Source organism: Variovorax sp. M-6, from assembly GCF_052114385.1.
Lineage (GTDB): Bacteria > Pseudomonadota > Gammaproteobacteria > Burkholderiales > Burkholderiaceae_C > Variovorax.
The window spans coordinates 129,245-146,755 of record NZ_JBFREQ010000002.1; the positions used below are offsets into that span (position 1 = coordinate 129,245).

At 69.8% G+C, this 17,511-nt stretch carries 17 protein-coding genes; 7 read left to right on the top strand and 10 right to left on the bottom strand.

Features of this window, described 5'->3' with window-relative positions; translation table 11 throughout:
* Positions 1 to 2 precede the first annotated feature (2 nt).
* The 3 genes from AB4Z46_RS03100 to AB4Z46_RS03110 all read right to left on the bottom strand — a co-directional run bounded on the left by AB4Z46_RS03100 (position 3) and on the right by AB4Z46_RS03110 (position 3,869).
* A complete protein-coding gene (locus AB4Z46_RS03100; protein WP_442282005.1) occupies positions 3 to 857 on the bottom strand; it encodes an enoyl-CoA hydratase family protein in 855 nt (284 codons plus the stop codon).
* Positions 854 to 1,330 (bottom strand): MarR family winged helix-turn-helix transcriptional regulator, encoded by a 477-nt coding sequence (locus tag AB4Z46_RS03105; RefSeq protein WP_442282006.1) that lies wholly within the window; start codon positions 1,328 to 1,330, stop codon positions 854 to 856. Before AB4Z46_RS03105 ends, AB4Z46_RS03100 begins: the two co-directional genes overlap by 4 nt.
* 178 nt (positions 1,331 to 1,508) lie before the next feature.
* Entirely contained in the window at positions 1,509 to 3,869 is a 2,361-nt protein-coding gene (locus tag AB4Z46_RS03110; protein ID WP_442282007.1) for a bifunctional salicylyl-CoA 5-hydroxylase/oxidoreductase, read from the bottom strand.
* 105 nt (positions 3,870 to 3,974) lie between these two features.
* Here AB4Z46_RS03110 and AB4Z46_RS03115 point away from each other — a divergent pair, with 105 nt between their 5' ends.
* Together AB4Z46_RS03115 and AB4Z46_RS03120 are read left to right on the top strand one after the other, a co-directional pair.
* Positions 3,975 to 5,243: a class I SAM-dependent methyltransferase gene (locus AB4Z46_RS03115; protein ID WP_442282008.1), complete on the top strand. Its 1,269-nt coding sequence runs from the start codon at positions 3,975 to 3,977 to the stop codon at positions 5,241 to 5,243.
* A gap of 18 nt (positions 5,244 to 5,261) precedes the next feature.
* Positions 5,262 to 5,585, top strand: a complete 324-nt coding sequence (locus AB4Z46_RS03120; protein ID WP_442282009.1) for a DUF1840 domain-containing protein — start codon at positions 5,262 to 5,264, stop codon at positions 5,583 to 5,585.
* Positions 5,586 to 5,846: 261 nt separating this feature from the next.
* On the opposite strand, the gene AB4Z46_RS03125 is transcribed toward AB4Z46_RS03120, so the two are convergent.
* Both AB4Z46_RS03125 and AB4Z46_RS03130 read right to left on the bottom strand, forming a co-directional pair.
* Entirely contained in the window at positions 5,847 to 6,863 is a 1,017-nt protein-coding gene (locus AB4Z46_RS03125) for a Bug family tripartite tricarboxylate transporter substrate binding protein (RefSeq protein ID WP_442282010.1), read from the bottom strand.
* Positions 6,864 to 6,933: 70 nt separating this feature from the next.
* Positions 6,934 to 7,857, bottom strand: a complete 924-nt coding sequence (locus tag AB4Z46_RS03130) for a LysR family transcriptional regulator (protein WP_442282011.1) — start codon at positions 7,855 to 7,857, stop codon at positions 6,934 to 6,936.
* 108 nt (positions 7,858 to 7,965) lie between these two features.
* Here AB4Z46_RS03130 and AB4Z46_RS03135 point away from each other — a divergent pair, with 108 nt between their 5' ends.
* Entirely contained in the window at positions 7,966 to 8,730 is a 765-nt protein-coding gene (locus tag AB4Z46_RS03135) for an SDR family oxidoreductase (RefSeq protein ID WP_442282012.1), read from the top strand.
* Here the strand turns inward: AB4Z46_RS03135 and AB4Z46_RS03140 are convergent.
* Genes AB4Z46_RS03140 through AB4Z46_RS03150 form a run of 3 tightly spaced genes read right to left on the bottom strand, consistent with a single transcriptional unit; the run spans position 8,722 to position 11,197 of the window.
* Positions 8,722 to 9,201, bottom strand: coding sequence for a MarR family winged helix-turn-helix transcriptional regulator (locus AB4Z46_RS03140; protein ID WP_442282013.1), 480 nt, complete (start codon positions 9,199 to 9,201; stop codon positions 8,722 to 8,724). The two genes, AB4Z46_RS03135 and AB4Z46_RS03140, sit on opposite strands and share 9 nt — an antisense overlap.
* A complete protein-coding gene (locus tag AB4Z46_RS03145; RefSeq protein ID WP_442282014.1) occupies positions 9,198 to 10,187 on the bottom strand; it encodes an alpha-ketoacid dehydrogenase subunit beta in 990 nt (329 codons plus the stop codon). Before AB4Z46_RS03145 ends, AB4Z46_RS03140 begins: the two co-directional genes overlap by 4 nt.
* Positions 10,178 to 11,197, bottom strand: coding sequence for a thiamine pyrophosphate-dependent dehydrogenase E1 component subunit alpha (locus AB4Z46_RS03150; protein WP_442282015.1), 1,020 nt, complete (start codon positions 11,195 to 11,197; stop codon positions 10,178 to 10,180). The genes AB4Z46_RS03145 and AB4Z46_RS03150 overlap by 10 nt, the downstream gene beginning before the upstream one ends.
* A 179-nt stretch (positions 11,198 to 11,376) precedes the next feature.
* Here AB4Z46_RS03150 and xylF point away from each other — a divergent pair, with 179 nt between their 5' ends.
* The 4 genes from xylF (at position 11,377) to AB4Z46_RS03170 (ending at position 15,717) form a co-directional block, all read left to right on the top strand.
* Positions 11,377 to 12,408, top strand: coding sequence for a D-xylose ABC transporter substrate-binding protein (xylF, locus tag AB4Z46_RS03155; RefSeq protein WP_442282016.1), 1,032 nt, complete (start codon positions 11,377 to 11,379; stop codon positions 12,406 to 12,408).
* Between the two features lie 10 nt (positions 12,409 to 12,418).
* Positions 12,419 to 13,606: a sugar ABC transporter permease gene (locus AB4Z46_RS03160; protein ID WP_442282017.1), complete on the top strand. Its 1,188-nt coding sequence runs from the start codon at positions 12,419 to 12,421 to the stop codon at positions 13,604 to 13,606.
* A 1-nt stretch (position 13,607) separates the two neighbouring features.
* Positions 13,608 to 14,387, top strand: a complete 780-nt coding sequence (locus AB4Z46_RS03165) for an ATP-binding cassette domain-containing protein (protein WP_442282018.1) — start codon at positions 13,608 to 13,610, stop codon at positions 14,385 to 14,387.
* 175 nt (positions 14,388 to 14,562) lie between these two features.
* A complete protein-coding gene (locus AB4Z46_RS03170) occupies positions 14,563 to 15,717 on the top strand; it encodes an ROK family transcriptional regulator (protein ID WP_442282019.1) in 1,155 nt (384 codons plus the stop codon).
* A gap of 62 nt (positions 15,718 to 15,779) precedes the next feature.
* Here AB4Z46_RS03170 and AB4Z46_RS03175 read toward each other — a convergent pair whose 3' ends face one another.
* Together AB4Z46_RS03175 and AB4Z46_RS03180 are read right to left on the bottom strand one after the other, a co-directional pair.
* Positions 15,780 to 15,977 carry a hypothetical protein gene (locus tag AB4Z46_RS03175; protein WP_442282020.1) on the bottom strand — a complete coding sequence of 66 codons (198 nt, stop codon included), beginning with the start codon at positions 15,975 to 15,977 and terminating at the stop codon, positions 15,780 to 15,782.
* Positions 15,978 to 16,160: 183 nt separating this feature from the next.
* Positions 16,161 to 17,414 carry a helix-turn-helix domain-containing protein gene (locus tag AB4Z46_RS03180; protein ID WP_442282021.1) on the bottom strand — a complete coding sequence of 418 codons (1,254 nt, stop codon included), beginning with the start codon at positions 17,412 to 17,414 and terminating at the stop codon, positions 16,161 to 16,163.
* Positions 17,415 to 17,511 lie beyond the last annotated feature (97 nt).

Genomic DNA, 17,511 nt, shown 5'->3' on the forward strand with positions numbered 1-17,511 from the left:
GATCAATCCCCTTGGAAGGCGGGCTTGCGCTTGGCCGCGAAGGCCTCGTAGGCGCGCTTGAAGTCGCCGGTCTGCATGCAGATCGCCTGCGCCTGCGCCTCGGACTCGATCGCCTGGTCGATGGTCATGGACCACTCCTGCGACAGCATCGTCTTGGTCATGCCGTGGGCGAAGCTGGGGCCCTCGGCGAGGTCGCGGGCGACTGCCGTGGCGGCGCCGAGCAGGGCGTCGCTCTCGTGCAGGGCGTTGAAGAAGCCCCAGGCATGGCCTTCCTGGGCGGTCATGGCGCGGCCGGTGAAGAGCAGCTCGGAGGCGCGGCCCTGGCCGATCATGCGCGGCAGCAGCGCGCAGGCGCCCATGTCGGCGCCGGCCAGACCGACCCGCGTGAACAGGAAGGCGGTGCGGGTGGCGGGCGAGCCGTAGCGCAGGTCGCAGGCCAGCGCGATCATCGCGCCGGCACCGGCACAGACGCCGTCGATGGCACCGACGATCGGCTGCGGGCAATGGCGGATCGCCTTGACGAGGTCGCCGGTCATGCGCGTGAACTCGAGCAGTTCGGGCATCTTCATCTGCGTCAGCGGGCCGATGATTTCGTGCACGTCGCCACCGGAGCAGAAGTTGCCGCCCGCGCCGGTGACCACGATCGCCTTGACGTCGGTGGCGAAGCTCAGTGCCCGGAACAGATCGCGCAGCTCGGCGTAGGAGTCGAAGGTCAGCGGGTTCTTGCGTTCGGGACGGTTCAGCGTGACGGTGCCGACGCCGGCCTCGAAGGCCCACGAGAAATGCTCGGCCTGGTAGCCGGCCTTGGGTTCGAACTGTGCGCGCATGGGACTCGCCGCGCCGATGTAGTGCTTCATAGGGCCTCCGCCATTTGTTGATGCGAATGCTGCTTGACCTTGCCGAGCAGCTTGTGGAGCTGGGTGATTTCTTTCGGGCTCAGCGACGCGAAGGCGTCGCAGATCCAGGCTTCGTGCTGTTGCGCCATCTCGTTGAACAGCTTGCGGCCGCGCGCCGTGAGTCGCACGCGCCAGGCTCGGCGGTCGCCGGCGACGTCGACGCGTTCGACCAGTCCCTCCGTGACCAGCTGGTCGGTGATGCCGGTGACGTTGCCGCCCGTGACCATCATGCGGCGCGACAGCTCGTTCATCTTGAGGCCCTCGGGCGCGCGCTCGAGCTGCGACATCAGGTCGAAGCGCGGCAGGGTGGTGGCGAACTGCTCGCGCAGTTCGTTGCGAACCTGCTTCTCGATCAGCTGGGTGCAGGTCAGCAGGCGCAGCCAGAGCCGGAGTTCGTCCGGGTGCTCGCTGTGGGCGCGGGCTTCGAGGTCCATGTCAGTGCCCGCCCGGCCGCCCGAAGGGCACTGAGCGCCCCCTCGGGGGGCAGCGATACGCGAAGCGATGAGCGTGGGGGCTTTTCATGCAGTGCCCGCCCGGCCGCCCGAAGGGCACTGAGCGCCCCCTCGGGGGGCAGCGATACACGAAGTGATGAGCGTGGGGGCGTTTCATATGTCAGTGTTCTTCCTCGGCGGCGGCTTGCGGTGCCGCTGCCAGCGCTGCCGCGAGCTGCTGCTGCTTGGCGATCTCGCGGTACATCTGGTCGCGCCCGCTCAGGTACTGCTTCGGCCAGTCGACCTCGCGGCTTTGCAGCTTGGCGGCCTCGTGCAGCGTCCAGGCCGGGTCGGCCAGGTGCGGTCGCGCGATCGCGCAGAGATCGGCGCGACCCGCGGCGATGATGCTGTTGGCCTGGTCGGCATCGGTGATGGCGCCGACCGCGATGGTCGAGATGCCGACCTCGTTGCGGATCCGGTCGGCGAAGGGCGTCTGGTACATGCGGCCGTACACCGGCTTGGCGGCACGCGTGGTCTGCCCCGAGGAGACGTCGATGAAGTCGCAGTCCGCCGCCTTGAAGGCGCGCGCCATCACGACCGCGTCGGCGTCGGTGTTGCCGCCCGGCGCCCAGTCGTGGGCCGAGATGCGCACGCTCATCGGGCGCTCGGCCGGCCAGGCCGCGCGCATCGCGCGGAACACCTCGAGCGGGTAGCGCAGGCGGTTCTCGATGCTGCCGCCGTACTCGTCGGTGCGCAGGTTGGTCAGCGGGCTCAGGAAGGCCGACAGCAGGTAGCCGTGCGCGCAATGCAGCTCGAGCCAGTCGAAGCCGATCTCGGCGGCACGCCGCGCGGAGGCGACGAACTGGTCGCGCATCAGGTCCATCTCGGCGCGGGTCATCGCCGCGGGCAGCTGGTTCTGTTCGCCGTAGGCCAGCGCGCTGGCGGCCAAGATCGGCCAGTTGCCGTCTTCGAGCGGCTCGTCGGTGCCTTCCCAGCCGACGCGGGTCGACCCCTTGGGGCCGCTGTGGCCGAGCTGCATGCCGATCTTGGCGCTCGACTGGCCGTGGACGAAGTCGACGATGCGCTGGAACGCCGCCTGCTGGGCGTCGTTGTAGAGCCCGGTGCAAGCCGGCGTGATGCGGCCTTCGGGCGTCGGGCTGGTCATCTCGACCATCACCATCGCGGCGCCGCCGAGCGCGCGTGCACCCAGGTGCACCAGCAGGAAGTCCTGCGGCACGCCGTCGACGGCGCTGTAGGTCGCCATCGGCGAGACCAGGATGCGGTTCTTGAGCTCGAGCCCGCGCACCTTGAGCGGCAGCAGCATCGGGGCGATCGGCTTGCCGCCCGACAGCCACTGCTCGTAGCCGCCCAGCCATTGGGTGTCGCGCAGGCGCAGGTTCTCGTGGCTGATGCGCTGCGAGCGCGTGAGCAGCGAGTAGGCGAACTGCTCGATCTCCATGCCGGTGTAGCGCGGCACGTTCTCGAACCACTCGGTGGAGTTGCGCGCGGCGTTCTGGATCTTCAGCACCTCGACGCTGCGGCGGGCCTCGTAGGCCTCGAGCACCGGGTCGATGTCGCCGCCGCTGCCGAACTCGTTCGCGAGGTCGATCGCGTCTTCGAGCGCCAGCTTGGTGCCTGAGCCGATCGAGAAGTGCGCCGTGTGGGCGGCGTCGCCCATCAGCACCACCGGCACCGTCTTGCCGTCGACCTCGATACGGTGCGTCCAGTGGGCGCAGACCACGCGCGGGAAGCGGATCCAGTTGGCCGAGCCGCGCAGATGCGTGGCGTTGCTGATCAGCGTGTGGCCGCCCAGGTACTTGGCGAACAGCTTCTCGCAGAAGGCGATGGCTTCGGGCTGCTCCATCTTGTCGAGTCCGTGGGCCTGCCAGACGGCCTCGGGCGTCTCGACGATGAAGGTCGAGGTCTTGTCGTCGAACTGGTAGGCGTGGGCCTGGAACCAGCCGTGCTCGGTCTGCTCGAACGCGAAGGTGAAGGCGTCGAAGGTCTGGTGGGTGCCGAGCCAGACGAAGCGGCACTGGCGCAGGTCGATGTCGGGCTGGTAGACCTCCGCGTAGCGCTGGCGGATGCGGCTGTTGAGGCCGTCGCTGGCGATGACCAGGTCGGCCTTGTACTCGGCCGCGAGTGCCTGGTCGTCGGTGGCGTCGGTCTCGAACACCAGGTTGACGCCGAGCTCGAGGCAGCGCTCCTGCAGGATGTTGAGCAGCCGCTTGCGCCCGATGCCGCAGAAGCCATGGCCGCCCGAGCGCACCTGACGGCCCTTGAAGAAGACCTGGATGTCGTCCCAGTGATGGAACTCGCGCCCGATCAGCGCCGCGGTGGGCGCGTCGGCGGCCGCGAGATTGGCGAGCGTCTGGTCGCTCAGCACCACCCCCCAGCCGAAGGTGTCGAACGGGCGGTTGCGCTCGATCACCGTGATCTCCAGCGAAGGCTGCCGGGCCTTCATCAGAAGCGCGAAGTAGAGCCCGGCGGGGCCGCCGCCGATGCAGAGCACACGGCGAAGATTCGGAGTGAAGCTATTCATGGATAAATAGTTTAGACATAAACGATCGCGTGTCAACCATGGGAAGCCCGAGGTTCCCGGACCGACCGGTTGACGAGTCCCTTCCCGCTGGCAAGAATGTTCTGCATGCAAAGCCTGATACCGAAGATCGAGTCCCAGCTTTCCTCGCTGTCCGTGCCCGTCGCGCTGCAGCTTCCCGATGGGCGGCAGGTGGCCAAGGCCGGCGCCCGCGTCACCCTCGCCTTCAAGGACTGGTCCGAACTGGCCAAGCTGGGCGGGCGCCAGATCGGTGCCATCGGCGAGGCCTACGTCGAAGGCCGTGTGCAGATCGAGGGTGCCATGCGCGACCTGATCGATGCGGCGGTCGGCCTCCTGCCCGGCAATCCGGCCGAGACCAATACGGGCTGGTGGAGCCGCCTGCAGCGCCGTGCCAAGTCGCGCGGCTCGCACTCGCTGGGCAAGGACGCCGCGCAGATCGAATTCCACTACGATGTGTCAGACGACTTCTATGCACTGTGGCTCGATCCGCGGCGGGTCTATTCGTGCGGCTATTTCACGAGCACGGACATGACGCTGGCGCAGGCCCAGGAAGCCAAGCTCGACCACATCTGCCGCAAGCTCATGCTGAAGCCGGGCGAGCGCTATCTCGACATCGGATCGGGCTGGGGCGGGCTGCTGATGTGGGCGGCCGAGCACTACGGCGTGGACGCCACCGGCATCACGCTGTCGAAGAACCAGCATGCGCATGTGCAGCGGCTGATCGAGGAACGGGGCCTGCAGGGCCGGGTGCGCGTCGAGCTGCGCGACTACCGCCAGCTCGACCCCGGCCAGCCCTTCGACAAGATCTCGTCGGTCGGCATGTTCGAGCACGTCGGCAGCGCCAACATGGGCACCTACTTCCGCAAGCTCCACTCGCTTCTCGCGCCCGGCGGCCTGGTGATGAACCACGGCATCACCTCCGGCCAGCTCGACTACCGGCAGCTCGGCGCCGGCATGGGCGACTTCATCGAGAAATACATCTTCCCCGGCGGCGAACTGCTGCACGTGACCCACGTGCTGCGCGAAACCGCGGCCGCGGGCCTCGAGATGGTCGACACGGAGAACCTGCGGCCGCACTACGCGCGCACGCTCTGGGCCTGGTCCGACGCGCTCGAGGCTCGGCTCGACGAAGCGCGCGGCGTGCTGCAGAAGAGCGGCGGCCGTCAGGGCGAGAACGCCGAGCGCATCCTGCGTGCCTATCGGCTCTACCTGGCCGGCTCGGCGATGAGTTTCGAACAGGGCTGGATCTCGCTGCACCAGATGCTGTCCACCAAGCCGGACGGCCAGGTCAATGCACGGTCGCTGCGTGGCGCCCAATCGGAGTACCCTTTCGTTCGTGACCACATCTACAAATGAGTAAGTAAGAGAGGCACCATGCTGTATCGATTCCAATCGCGGGCGACCCCCCCTTTCGTGATGCTTGAAGTCCACGCGCGTCAGTTGTTCGAGATCATCGGCAAGGCGCCCGCGCGCGAGGGTGTCATCACGGGCGAGCAGATGCCGGCCGCCATTTCGGCGCTCGAGGCGGCCATGGCGCGCGAGGGCCGCAACGTCCACAACGCCGACGACTATGCGGTCGAGGGCCACGACAACGAGGCCGAGAAGCAGCACGTCGGCCTGCACCAGCGCGCCGCGCCGCTGCTGCACATGCTCAAGGACTCGCTGGCGGACGGCAAGGACGTCGTCTGGAGTACTTGAGCTCGCCCCCAGGTTGGGCTCACTTCGTGTAGCCCGCCCACCCCCTTCCGGGGGCGCAGTCAGCGGCCCGGCGAAGCCGGATCCGCGACTGCCCACGAACGGGCGCGCTGCGCGCAGCCGAAGCAAGACACAGCGCCTCTTCGATCCGGCCGGCGCAGCCTGGCCCGTTGGTGAAACACCGCGGAACCGGCTTCGCCGGGCCGCTGGTGTTGCCCCCGGAAGGGGGTGGGCGGGCTACACGCAGTGAGCCCAACCTGGGGGTCAGTCCACTTTCGCTCCGGAGGTCTTGACTACCTTCGCCCACTTCGTGTGTTCGCTGTCGATCAGCTTGGCGAAATCGGCGGGTGAATTGCCGCTGGGGATGGCGCCCTGGGCGACCAGCTTTTCCTTCACGGCGGGTGCGGCCAGCGCCTTCGCCACTTCCTGCTGGATGCGGTTGACGATGTCCGGCGGCGTGCCGGCCGGGGCCAGCAGGCCGAACCACGAACTGGCCTCGTAGCCCTTGAGCGCGGGGCCGCCGGCTTCCTCGACGGTCGGCACGTCGGGCAGGGCCGGTGAACGCTGCGAACTGGTCACGGCCAGGGCCTTGAGCTTGCCGCCCTTGATCTGCTGCATCGAGGACGGCAGGTTGTCGAACATCACGTCGGCGTTGCCGCCCACCATGTCCATCAGCGCCGGGCCCGAGCCGCGGTACGGGATGTGGGTCATGTAGCTGCCGGTCATGGACTTGAAGAGCTCGCCCGCCAGGTGGATCGAGGTGCCGCTGCCGCTCGAGGCCATGTTGAGCTTGCCGGGGTTCGCCTTCGCGTATTTCACGAAGTCGGCCACGTTGTTGATGTTGAGCGCGCGCGCCTTGTCGACGTTCATTTCCATCACGTTGGGCACCGCCGCCACCAGGGTGATCGGCGCGAAGTCCTTGATCGGGTCGTAGGGCAGCTTGGGGTAGAGCGCGCGGTTGATGCCGTGCGTGCCGACGGTGCCCATCAAGAGCGTGTAGCCGTCGTTCGGTGCCCGCGCGACGATCTCGGCGCCCACGTTGCCGCCGGCGCCGGCGCGGTTGTCGACGATGAACTGCTGGCCGAAGGCCTTCGACAGCTCGGGCGCGACCGCGCGCGCGAGGATGTCGGTGGTGCCGCCAGGGGCGAACGGCACCACGATGCGCACCGGTTTGGTCGGCCAGGTGCCTTGCGCCGCGGCGGGGCCGGCCAGGACGAGCAGCACAGCGGTCGCGGCCAGAGTCAAGGCGGTGCGGCGCGGAAGAAAGGTGGAGAGAGTCATGGGCTGGTTGTACCGGCTAAGCAGTCCTTGTGTCGCAGGTGAAAACCCCGTGCGGCGGCAGACCGCGTCATCAGGTCCCGAGCATGCGCCGCGCGAAGTCCTGCTCGCGCAGCCGCTCGACGACGAAATCGACGAAGACCCGGGTCTTGGCGGGCAGCAGCTTCTTGCTCGGGTAGTAGAGCGAGATCGGCCCATTGTCGGCATGCCAGCCCGGCAGCAGCCGCACCAGCGCACCGCTCTGCAGGGCCGGCAGAGCGAACGCCATCGGCAGCAGCGCCACGCCCAGGCCCATCACCGCGGCGTCGCGCATCGCCTCGGGGTCGCTGAAGATCAGCCGAGGCCGGGTCTCGACCGCGCCTTCGTCGCCCACCTCGTTGCGCAGCGTCCAGGCCCGCACGCGGCCCGTCGGCGAAGAGCGGCGCACGATGCCGTCGTGCCCGGCCAAGTCGGCCGGATGGCGCGGCAGCGGCCTCCCGGCCAGGTAGGCCGGTGCAGCCGTGGCCACGATGTGGATGCGCGCCAGCTCGCGCGCCACCAGGCCCTGCGTCAGTTCGATGCCACCGCCGATTCCCGCATCAAAGCCCTCGCCGATCAGATCGACCTGCCGGTTGTCGAAATGCCAGTCGGGCAGCACGGCCGGATAGCGGGCCAGGAAATCGACCAGAAGCGGCAGCATGTAGGCGCGCCCGAAGGCCTGGCCCATGCTGACCTTGAGGATGCCCGCGGGCGAGCCATCGTCCTGGGCGATGCCGGCGACCGCGTCGGCCAGCGTGCCGAGGGCGCCGCCGATCTGGCGGAACAGTCGCTCGCCGCTTTCGGTCAGGGTCAGCTTCCGGGTGCTGCGCTGGAACAGCCGCACGCCGAGTCCGGCCTCCAGCCGCGCCACGTTCTTGCTCACCGCCGCCGGCGTCAGGCCGAGTTGGCGGGCGGCAGCGGAGAAGCTCCCGGCCTCTGCGCTGCGGACGAAGGATTCGAGGTGGCTGAGAGGTTGCATCCCCTATTTTCAACCAATGGTTGAATTTGATGTGCCAGTTTCATGGCTACCCGAGATGCAATGGAGTCCCGACACTGAAGTCATCCCCAACCGCTTCAGGAGCAAACCATGTCCACCCCCCTCTCTACCGTCCAACCCCTCCAGGCCGGCAAGGTCGCCCTCGTCACCGGCGGCTCGCGCGGCATCGGTGCCGCCATCGTCCGGCGCCTTGCGCGTGAAGGCGCCGCGGTCGCCTTCACCTATGCCGGCAACCAGGCCGCAGCCCTTGCGCTGGCCGGCGAGATCGAGGGCGCTGGCGGCCACGCGCTGGCGATCCAGGCCGACAGCGCAGATGCGGACGCGCTCGGCGCGGCAGTCGCGCTGGCGGCGAAGACCTTCGGCCGGCTCGACATCCTGGTCAACAACGCCGGCGTCTTTCTCGTCGGCGCCATCGACCAGATGTCGCTGGAAGACTTCGACCGCACGCTCGACGTCAACGTGCGCGCGGTGTTCGTCGCCACCCAGGCCGCCGTGCGACACATGGGCGAGGGCGGTCGCGTCATCACCATCGGCAGCACCAATGCGGATCGCGCGCCATGGCCCGGCTTTGCCGCCTATGCGATGAGCAAGTCGGCGCTCAGCGGTCTGACCCGCGGGCTGGCGCGCGACCTCGGGCCGCGCGGCATCACGGTCAACAATGTGCAGCCCGGCCCGGTCGACACCGAGATGAATCCGGCCGGCGGCCCGCACGCCGAAGCCATGCATGGGCTGATGGCGCTGGCCAGGCACGGGCGCGGCGAAGAAATTGCCGGCATGGTCGCCTACCTCGCGAGCCCCGAAGCCGCATTCGTGACCGGCGCCAGCCTCAGCATCGACGGCGGCTTCTCAGCCTGACACGGGCGCACCGGCGTTGCCGGCCACCGAGGCGATCAGCTTGTCGAGCGTGGCGTTGAGCCGCTGCAGTTCCTCCGCGGCGACGCCCGCGAACAACTCGGCCTCGCGTTCGCGCGCCTGCACGACGACCTCCGCGTAGAGGGCCTTGCCGACACTGCTCAGGTAGAGCCGGCTGCGGCGCTGGTCGGTCGGGTCCTCGTGCCGGTGCAGGCGCTTGGCGCTCTGCAGGCCCGCGAGCGCGCGGCTCACCGCCATCTTGTCGAGCCCGGTGAGGTCCGCGACCTGCGTGGCCGTGAGTCCGGGCCGGCCGCCCAGCACCGCCATCGCGCGCCACTCGTTGAGCGTGAGCTGGTGCTGCCGCCCGACCCGCTGCTGGAAGGGGCGCGCCGTCAGGTTGACGACCCGCACCAGCTTCAGGAAGACCATGTCCTCCTCGGCCGGCGCCGGCGCCGCGGCGGCCCCGGTGGTCATCCGCGCAACGCCCGGGCGGCGCTCGCGATCCGTTCGGCGCCGACGCGCGACTGCGCTTCCAGCACGGGCGCGTAGCCCACCGGAATGCGCGGCGCGCCCAGGCGAGCCACGCGGCAGCCGGTCGCCTCGGCCGCGCTGGCCGCGATCTCGGCCCCGAAGCCGGCGGCCTGCACCGCCTCGTGAACCACCAGCAGGCGACCGGTGCGGCCGCAGGATTCGAGCACGGTCTCGCGGTCCCAGGGCCACAGCGTGCGCAAGTCGATCAGGTCGACCTCGATGCCTTCGGCCGCCAGCGTCTCGCACGCGGTGCCGCAGACCTGCATCTGCCGGCCCCAGCTCACCAGCGTGAGCGCGTCGCCGCGGCGCCGGTGGGCGGCCTTGCCGAGCGGCACGTCGAGGCCTTCGTCGACCGTGCCCCGCGCGCCCCACAAGGTCTTGTGCTCGATGTAGACCACCGGATCGCCGCATTGCAGCGCAGCGCGCAGCAGCGAGTAGTTGTCCTGCGGCGTGGCCGGGCAGACCACCACCACGCCCGGCAGGTGCGCGAACCAGGCCTCGAGCGACTGCGAATGCTGCGCCGCCGAGGCATCCCAGATGCCGCCGGGCATGCGCGCCACCAGCGGCACGCGGCCCTGGCCACCGAACATGAAGCGGTTCTTGGCGGCCTGGTTGACCAGCTCGTCCATGCCGCAGAGCGCGAAGTCGACCACCCGCATCTCGACCACCGGCCGCAGTCCCGCCAGCGCCATGCCGACCCCGGCGCCCATGATCGCGGCCTCGGAGATCGGCGTGTCGATCACGCGCTCGGCGCCGAAGCGCTGCTGCAGCCCCTTGTACTGGCCGAAGATGCCGCCGCGGCCGACGTCCTCGCCGAGCACCACCACGCGCGGGTCGGCTTCCATCTCGCGCTGCACCGCCAACACGGCGGCTTCGGCGTAGCTGAGTTGCCGGACGGCGGTGGCCACCGGTTCCTGTGTCATGTCCATTGTCCGGCTCCGGTGGTCTGCACGTCGGTGAAGGCGGCGCCGGGGTCGGGCCAGGGCGCGGCGTCGGCAGTGGCGAGGGCGGCTTCGACCTCGGCCTGCGCCTGGTTCTCGATCGTGGCCAGCGCGGCGGGCTCGATGCCGCCCGCGACCAGCCGGGCGCGCGCCCGCGCGATCGGGTCGGTCTCGAGCGCGGCGGCCAGCTCGGCCGGGTCCCGGTAGGCGGCCGGGTCGACCGAGACATGGCCCTTGACGCGGTAGGTGAGGGCGTGCAGCAGGCGCGGGCCGCCGCCGGCGCGCACCTCGGCGACCAGGCGGCGGGCCGCGGCGTGGACCGCGAACACCTCGTTGCCGTCGACCTGGGTGGCCGCGATGTCGAGCGCCTCGGCACGGGCCGAGGCTCCGTCGCCGGCCGTCATCGGGCCGCTGGCGGTGGTGGCGCTCCAGCGGTTGTCCTCGCAGACGAACAGCACCGGCAACTGGTACACGCGGGCCCAGTTCAGCGATTCGAGGAAGGGCCCGCGATTGATTGCGCCGTCGCCGAAGAAGCAGACCGTGATGGCGTCCTTCTTCTGCAGTTTCTGGGCGTGCGCCGCACCGACCGCGATCGGCAGGCCGGCCGCGACCACGCCATTGGCGCCCAGCATGCCGACCGAGAAGTCGGCGATGTGCATCGAGCCGCCCTTGCCGCCGTTGAAGCCGCGGGCCTTGCCGAACAGCTCGCACATCATGCGGCTCAGGTCGGCGCCCTTGGCCAGCGTATGGCCGTGGCCGCGATGGGTGGAGGTCAGGTAGTCGGCCGGCACCAGGTGGGCGCAGACGCCGGCCGGCACCGCCTCCTGGCCGGTCGACAGGTGCAGCGGCCCGCGCACCTTGGCGGCTCCCGCCGCTTCCTGGCCATAGGCGCTGACGCCGCCCTGGCTGGCCGCCTCGGCGGCGTTCTCGAAGGCGCGAATGCGCACCATCGTGCGGTAGAGCGCGAGGCGCTCCGGCGCTGAAATCTCAGAATCCATCTTGTCTCCGGCTCATGCACCACGTGCACACAGCCAGAAATCGTATCGGTTGTGACTAATGAAACGGCAGCGCATTTACCCGCAGGGATTGTCCCAATGCCGCCGCACCGACCGGCTGACATAGTTAGTTCGTTGCTCAAACTAATAGAACCGCACAACACCCAAGCTGGAGACGACACATGAAGCTCGCCCGCACTCTTCCTGCCCTGACCACCCTGGCCCTGGGCCTCAGCGCCCTCGGCGCCGCCGCCCAGACCGTGGTCGGCGTGAGCTGGTCCAATTTCCAGGAAGAGCGCTGGAAGACCGACGAGGCGGCGATCAAGGCCCAGCTCGAGAAGCTGGGCGCCAAGTACATCAGCGCCGACGCCGGCGGCTCGCCCGAGAAGCAGCTCGGCGACATCGAGGGCCTGATGTCGAAGGGCGCCAAGGCGCTGATCGTGCTCGCGATGGACAAGGACGCGATCCTGCCGGCGGTCAACAAGGCGATGAAGCAGAAGGTGCCGGTGGTGGCCTACGACCGGCTGATCGAGACGCCCGGCGTGTTCTACATCACCTTCGACAACACCGAGGTCGGGCGAATGCAGGCGCGCGCGGTCTACAAGGTCCAGCCCAAGGGCAACTACGTGATGATCAAGGGCTCGCCGACCGATCCGAACGCCAACTTCCTGCGGGCCGGCCAGCAGGAGGTGATCGCCGAGGCGGTCAAGAAGGGCGACATCAAGATCGTCGGCGACGAGTTCACCGACGGCTGGAAGCCCGAGGTGGCGCAGAAGAACATGGAGCAGATCCTCACCAAGGCCGGCAACAAGGTCGACGCCGTGGTGGCCTCGAACGACGGCACTGCCGGCGGCGCGGTGGCGGCGCTCACGGCCAAGGGCATCCGCGGCATCCCGGTGTCGGGCCAGGACGCCGACTTCGCGGCGCTGAACCGGATCGCGCTCGGCACGCAGACGGTGTCGGTCTGGAAGGATTCGCGCGAGCTGGGCCGCGAAGCGGCCTCGGCGGCGGTCGCGCTGGCCAGCGGCAAGCCGGCCGAGAAGGCGACCGACTGGAGCGGCGGCGAGAAGAAGGTGGCGATCTCCTCGCGCTTCCTGACGCCGGTGCCGATCACGCGCGACAACCTCGACGTGGTCGTGAAGGCGGGCTGGATCAAGAAGGACGAGCTCTGCAAGGGCGTCAGCGGCGACAAGGCCCCGGCCGCCTGCAAGTAGCCGTAGCCCCATGAGTTCCGCCCCCGGCCTGTGGCGCCGCAGCGGCGTCGACCTCCGGCTGCTGCTCATGAGCGTGCTGCTGGTGGCGATGGCGATCGTGTTCCACGTGATGTCGGGCGGCGTCTTCCTGTCGCCCGAGAATCTCTACAACATCGCCCAGCAGACCGCAGTGGTCGGCATCGTCTCGACCGTGATGGTGCTGGTCATCGTCGCGCGCCACATCGATCTGTCGGTCGGTTCGGTGATGGGTTTCGTCGGCGTGCTGATCGCCTACCTCCAGTACAGCGCGGGCTGGTCGTGGCCGGCGGCCTGCCTGGCGGGGCTGGCCGTGGCGCTGCTGGTGTCGCTCTACCAGGGCGGGCTCACCGCGGTGCTGGGCGTGCCGTCCTTCGTGGTCACGCTGGGCGGACTGATGTCCTTTCGCGGCGCCGCCTTCCTGGTCGCCGACGGCAAGACGCAGCCGGTCAACGACGAGTTCTTCCAGCGCCTGGGCGGCGGCTACGACGGCGGCATCGGCACCACCGCGACCTGGGTGCTCGCCGGGCTCGTGGGCATCGTGCTGTTCGCCCGCATGCTGCAGAAGCGTCGTGCGCGGCAGCGCCACGAGATGCCGGTCGAGCCGCTATGGCTGGACCTGCTCCTGACCGCGATCCCGGTGGCGGTGGTGTTCGCCTTCGCCGCCACCATGAACAACTACCAGATCTCGTCCAAGACCGAGGCCCAGGGCATCCCGATCCCGGTGCTGATCTGGGCCGTGGTGGCGGTGGTGCTGTCCTTCATCGTGCATCGCACCCGCTTCGGCCGCTACGTGTTCGCGATGGGCGGCAACCCCGACGCGGCGGCGCTGGTCGGCATCCCGGTCAAGCGCGTGACGCTGCTGCTGTTCGCGCTGCTGGCGGTGCTGGTGACCATCGCGGCGATCGTCTCGATCGCGCGGCTCAATGCCGGCACCAATTCGCTGGGCACCGGCATGGAGCTGTACGTGATCGCCGCCGCGGTGATCGGCGGCACGGCGCTGGCCGGCGGCAGCGGCTCGATCTTCGGCTCGGTGCTCGGGGCGCTGATCATGCAGTCGCTCGACAGCGGCATGCTGCTGCTCGACGTGCCGATCGGCAAGCGGATGGTGATCATCGGGCAGGTGCTGATCGTCGCGGTGGTGTTCGACGTCCTGTATCGCAAGCGCTTTGGAGAGAACTGAGATGCCCGCCGCGCCACCCCTGGTCGAACTGCGCGAGATCCGCAAGGCCTTCGGCGGCGTGAAGGCGGTCGACGGCGTCAGCGTCAACCTCTATGCCGGCGAAGTGGTCGCGCTGCTCGGCCACAACGGCGCCGGCAAGTCGACCCTGATGAAGATGCTCGCGGGTGCCTACCCGATCGACTCGGGCGAGACGCTGATCGCGGGCGAGAAGGTGACGATCCGCACGCCCTCCGAAGCCCAGGCACAGGGCATCGAGACGATCTACCAGACGCTGGCGCTGGCCGACAACCTCGACTCGGTCGCCAACCTGTTCCTCGGCCGCGAGAAGCTCACGCCGTGGCGCACGCTGGACGACCACTTCATGGAAGGCCAGGCGCGCAAGGTCTTTCATCGCCTCAACAAGAACTTCACCAACATCCGGGTGCCGGTGCGGCGCCTGTCGGGCGGCCAGCGGCAGGTGGTGGCGATCTCGCGGGCGCTGTACTTCAACGCGCGCATCCTGATCATGGACGAGCCCTGTGCCGCGCTCGGTCCGGAAGAGACGGCGATGGTCGGCGCGCTGGTCAAGCAATTGAAGGCCGACGGTGTCGGCATCTTCCTGATCACGCACGACATGCCCGACGTGTTCGGCCTCAGCGACCGGCTGGCGGTCATGAAGAACGGCCGGCTGGTCGGCACCTACCGCACGGCGGACGTGACCGAGGACGAGGTGCTTGGAATGATCATTGCCGGCAAGCGGCCCGACGGCAAGGCGCAGGCCGAGCACGCGAAGGGGCTATGAGCCCCCACGCTCCGCACTGCGTGTCGTCGCTGCCCCCCGAGGGGGTGCCGCCCGCCTGGGGGCGGCCCGGCGGCGAGCGGAGCCCCCACGCTCCGCACTGCGTGTCGTCGCTGCCCCCCGAGAGGGCGCAGCCTGCCCCTGGGGCGGCCCGGCGAGCGGACTGAGGCCGGGCCGGATGAAGACCACGGGCGACCAGCAGCTGGTCAAGCGCATCAACCGCAGCGTGCTGCTGCGCCTGCTGCGGGCGCGGCCGGGGCTGTCGCGCGCCCGGCTTGCCGCGGAAAGCGGCCTGACCAAGTCGACCGTGAGCCTGCTGGTGCGCGAACTGCTCGACGACGGCTGGCTCGACGAGGCCGGCCCGCCGGTGGCCGACGGCCTGGGCCGGCCGTCGACGCCGCTGTCGATCAACGTCGGCGTGCGCGCGCTGGTCGGCGTCGAGATCGCGATCGAGGTGGTGCGCGTGGTCTGCGTGTCGCTGCAGGGCGAGGTGCTGTACGCCGAATCGCAGCCGCTGGCCGATCATGCGCCGCCGGTGGTGTGCGCGCAGGTCGCGCGCATGGCGGCGGCGGCGCACGCGCACCTGCTGGCCGCGGGCCTGCAGCTGTCGGGCATCGGCGTCGGCGTGCCGGGCGCGGTGGACGACGCCAGCGGCACGGTGCGCTTCGCGCCCAACCTGGGTTGGCGCGAACTGAGCCTGTTGCCGGGGCTGACCGAGGCGCTGGCGCACGAAGGCGTGTCGGATGTCGCGGTGCAGCTGCAGAACGACGCCGACGCGGCCGCGCTGGGCGAATTCGAGTTCTCGGACGGCGAGGGCGAGGATCCGCTGATCTTCGTCAGCTGCGACGTCGGCGTCGGGGCCGGCATCGTGCTCAACGACCGCCTGTTCATCGGCGCGCGCGGGATGGCCGGCGAGATCGGACACACCGTGCTGCAGATCGACGGCCCGCGCTGCTCGTGCGGGCGCCAGGGCTGCGCCGAAGTGTTCCTGGGCTCGCGCGTGCTCGACCGCGATGCGGACGGCCCGGCGCGCGCCGCCCGCTACCTCGGGGTGCTGCTGCAGAACCTGTGGGTCACCTTCGAGCCGCGGGCGATCGTGGTCGGCGGCAAGTCCTGCGATGCGCATCCGGACTTTCTGGCGGGTGCGATCGCCACCGTGCGGCGCTACGCCGAGAGTGCCGGCCTGCCGCCGCCGGTGGTGCGCCCGGCGCGCTACGGCGAGTGGGCACCTGCGGTCGGGGCGGCTGCGCTGCCGCTCCACGAGTACCTGCGGCCGCTGCATCCGAATTCGAAGGCGCGGCGCGAGCGCGCGGCGGCGGTCGACGCGGCTTGAGCGCCCCGCGCCGGCCAGCCAATGAAAAAGCCCCCGAAGGGGCTTCGTCAGGGTGGGCCGGTTCAGGCCGCAGTCTTCGCCGCCTTCTTGTGGGCGACCTTGTGCGAGGTCTTGTGGGTCGAGTGCTTGGTCGACTTGGCCTTGGTCTTGGCTGCGGCGGGCGCGGCGGTCACGCCGGAATCCGCAGGCGTTGCGGCAAACGAAGAGCCGGCGGCGAGGGCGAAGGCGGCGGCCACGAGAGCGAGAAGAGTGCGTTTCATTTGAGCGTCGAAGTTGGAGTGAGGTTTTGGGACGTCTGGCCAGCCCCCGAATCGGGACTGGCTGAAGGTACAACGCCCTGGCCCGCTGCCGGATGACAGAACACTGTGTAACGGTTGTGCGGGCGCTGGGGCGACCCGAAGCGGTATCGGACGGGGCCGCCCGGGAGGCCGCGTCGTCGCCTGTCACGCCGGGCGATGCGCCGATCGCTCCTCGGCGCTGTCGTCCTCGCGCCATCGCCTGAGCCGGCGGTAGAGCGTGCCGCGCGACACCTGCAGCTGCCGCGCCGCATGCGAGATATTGCCGTGGTGCGCGGCCAGGGTTTCCTCGATCAGCTTGCGGCTGCGCCCTTGCAGGGTGGCATCGCCTTCGTCCGGGTCCGTGGCATCGGCCGACTGCGGCGGTGCGTCCGCGGCGGCAGCCGGCGCCTCGGGCGGCACCGGCGTCGCGGCGGGCACGCTCACGGCGTGGCGGAAATCGATGCCGTCCCGCGCTTGCATCCGGGCCTGCAGCCAGACGCCCAGCCCGCTTGCGAGGCGCACCGGCTGTGCGGCTTCGCGGCGGCCGATGCGCAGCAGCCCGGCGACGTCGAAGCCGAACAGCAGCTCGACGTCGCAGGGGCCCGCCTCGGGCAGGCCGCCGATCAGCCGCGCGCCGGCCGCGTTGAGCCAGGCCACCGTGCCATCGGCGGCGATGCCGGCCAGCGCCTCGAGCGGTGTGCCCAGCAGCGTCGGGTCGGCCTGGAAGCGCAGCACCAGGCGGTCGCGCGACTGCGCCAGCAGCAGGCGGTTCTCGATCGTGGTGGCGTAGAGCGCGACCATCGAGGCCGCATCGAAGCCGAAGCGGCGCGACTCCACCGACAGGTCGAGCACGCCGGCCAGTTGCCCGTGCACGTCGCGGATCGGTGCCGCGGCGCATTGCATGGCCCGCAGGCATTCGAAATAGTGCTCCGCGCCGTCGACCGTGCAGGCCTGGCCGGTGCTCGCCACGATGCCGGGCGCGGTGGTGCCGACCACGCTCTCGGCGATGTTGACGCCCAGCCGCGCCGTGCGGTGCAGGATCGGCTGCTGGGGCGCGGCCGGGTGGTGCGTCACGTGGACGATCACGCCCTGCGCATCGGTCAGCAGCACGCGGCAGTCGGTGCCGGCCAGCGAGCTCTCCATGCTCACCAGTTCGCTGCGCGCAGCCTCCAGCAGTTCGCGGTTGCGCGCCAGCGTGGCATGCAGGCGGCTCGGCGTGACCGCATGGAAGGACACCGCGCGGCGGGTGTCGGCATGGGTGCGCGCGCAGCGCATCCAGGACTGGATGACGGCCTCGCCGACCAGCCCGGAAGGGCGCACGCCTTCCTCGAAGAACTGGGTCCGCGCCAGCGCGACGCGCTCGGCCGGCGTGGTGGCGAACAGCCGCAGGGGGCCGCCGGCCGGGGTGCGAAGGGGCACGGGCGCCTCCAGGGCAGGGAAAAGGGTCGAATTTGTTCCGCAATGGAACAGTCCGGGTCTAGGGAAATCCCGAGGATGCTCAAAGCGCCGGCGCGCA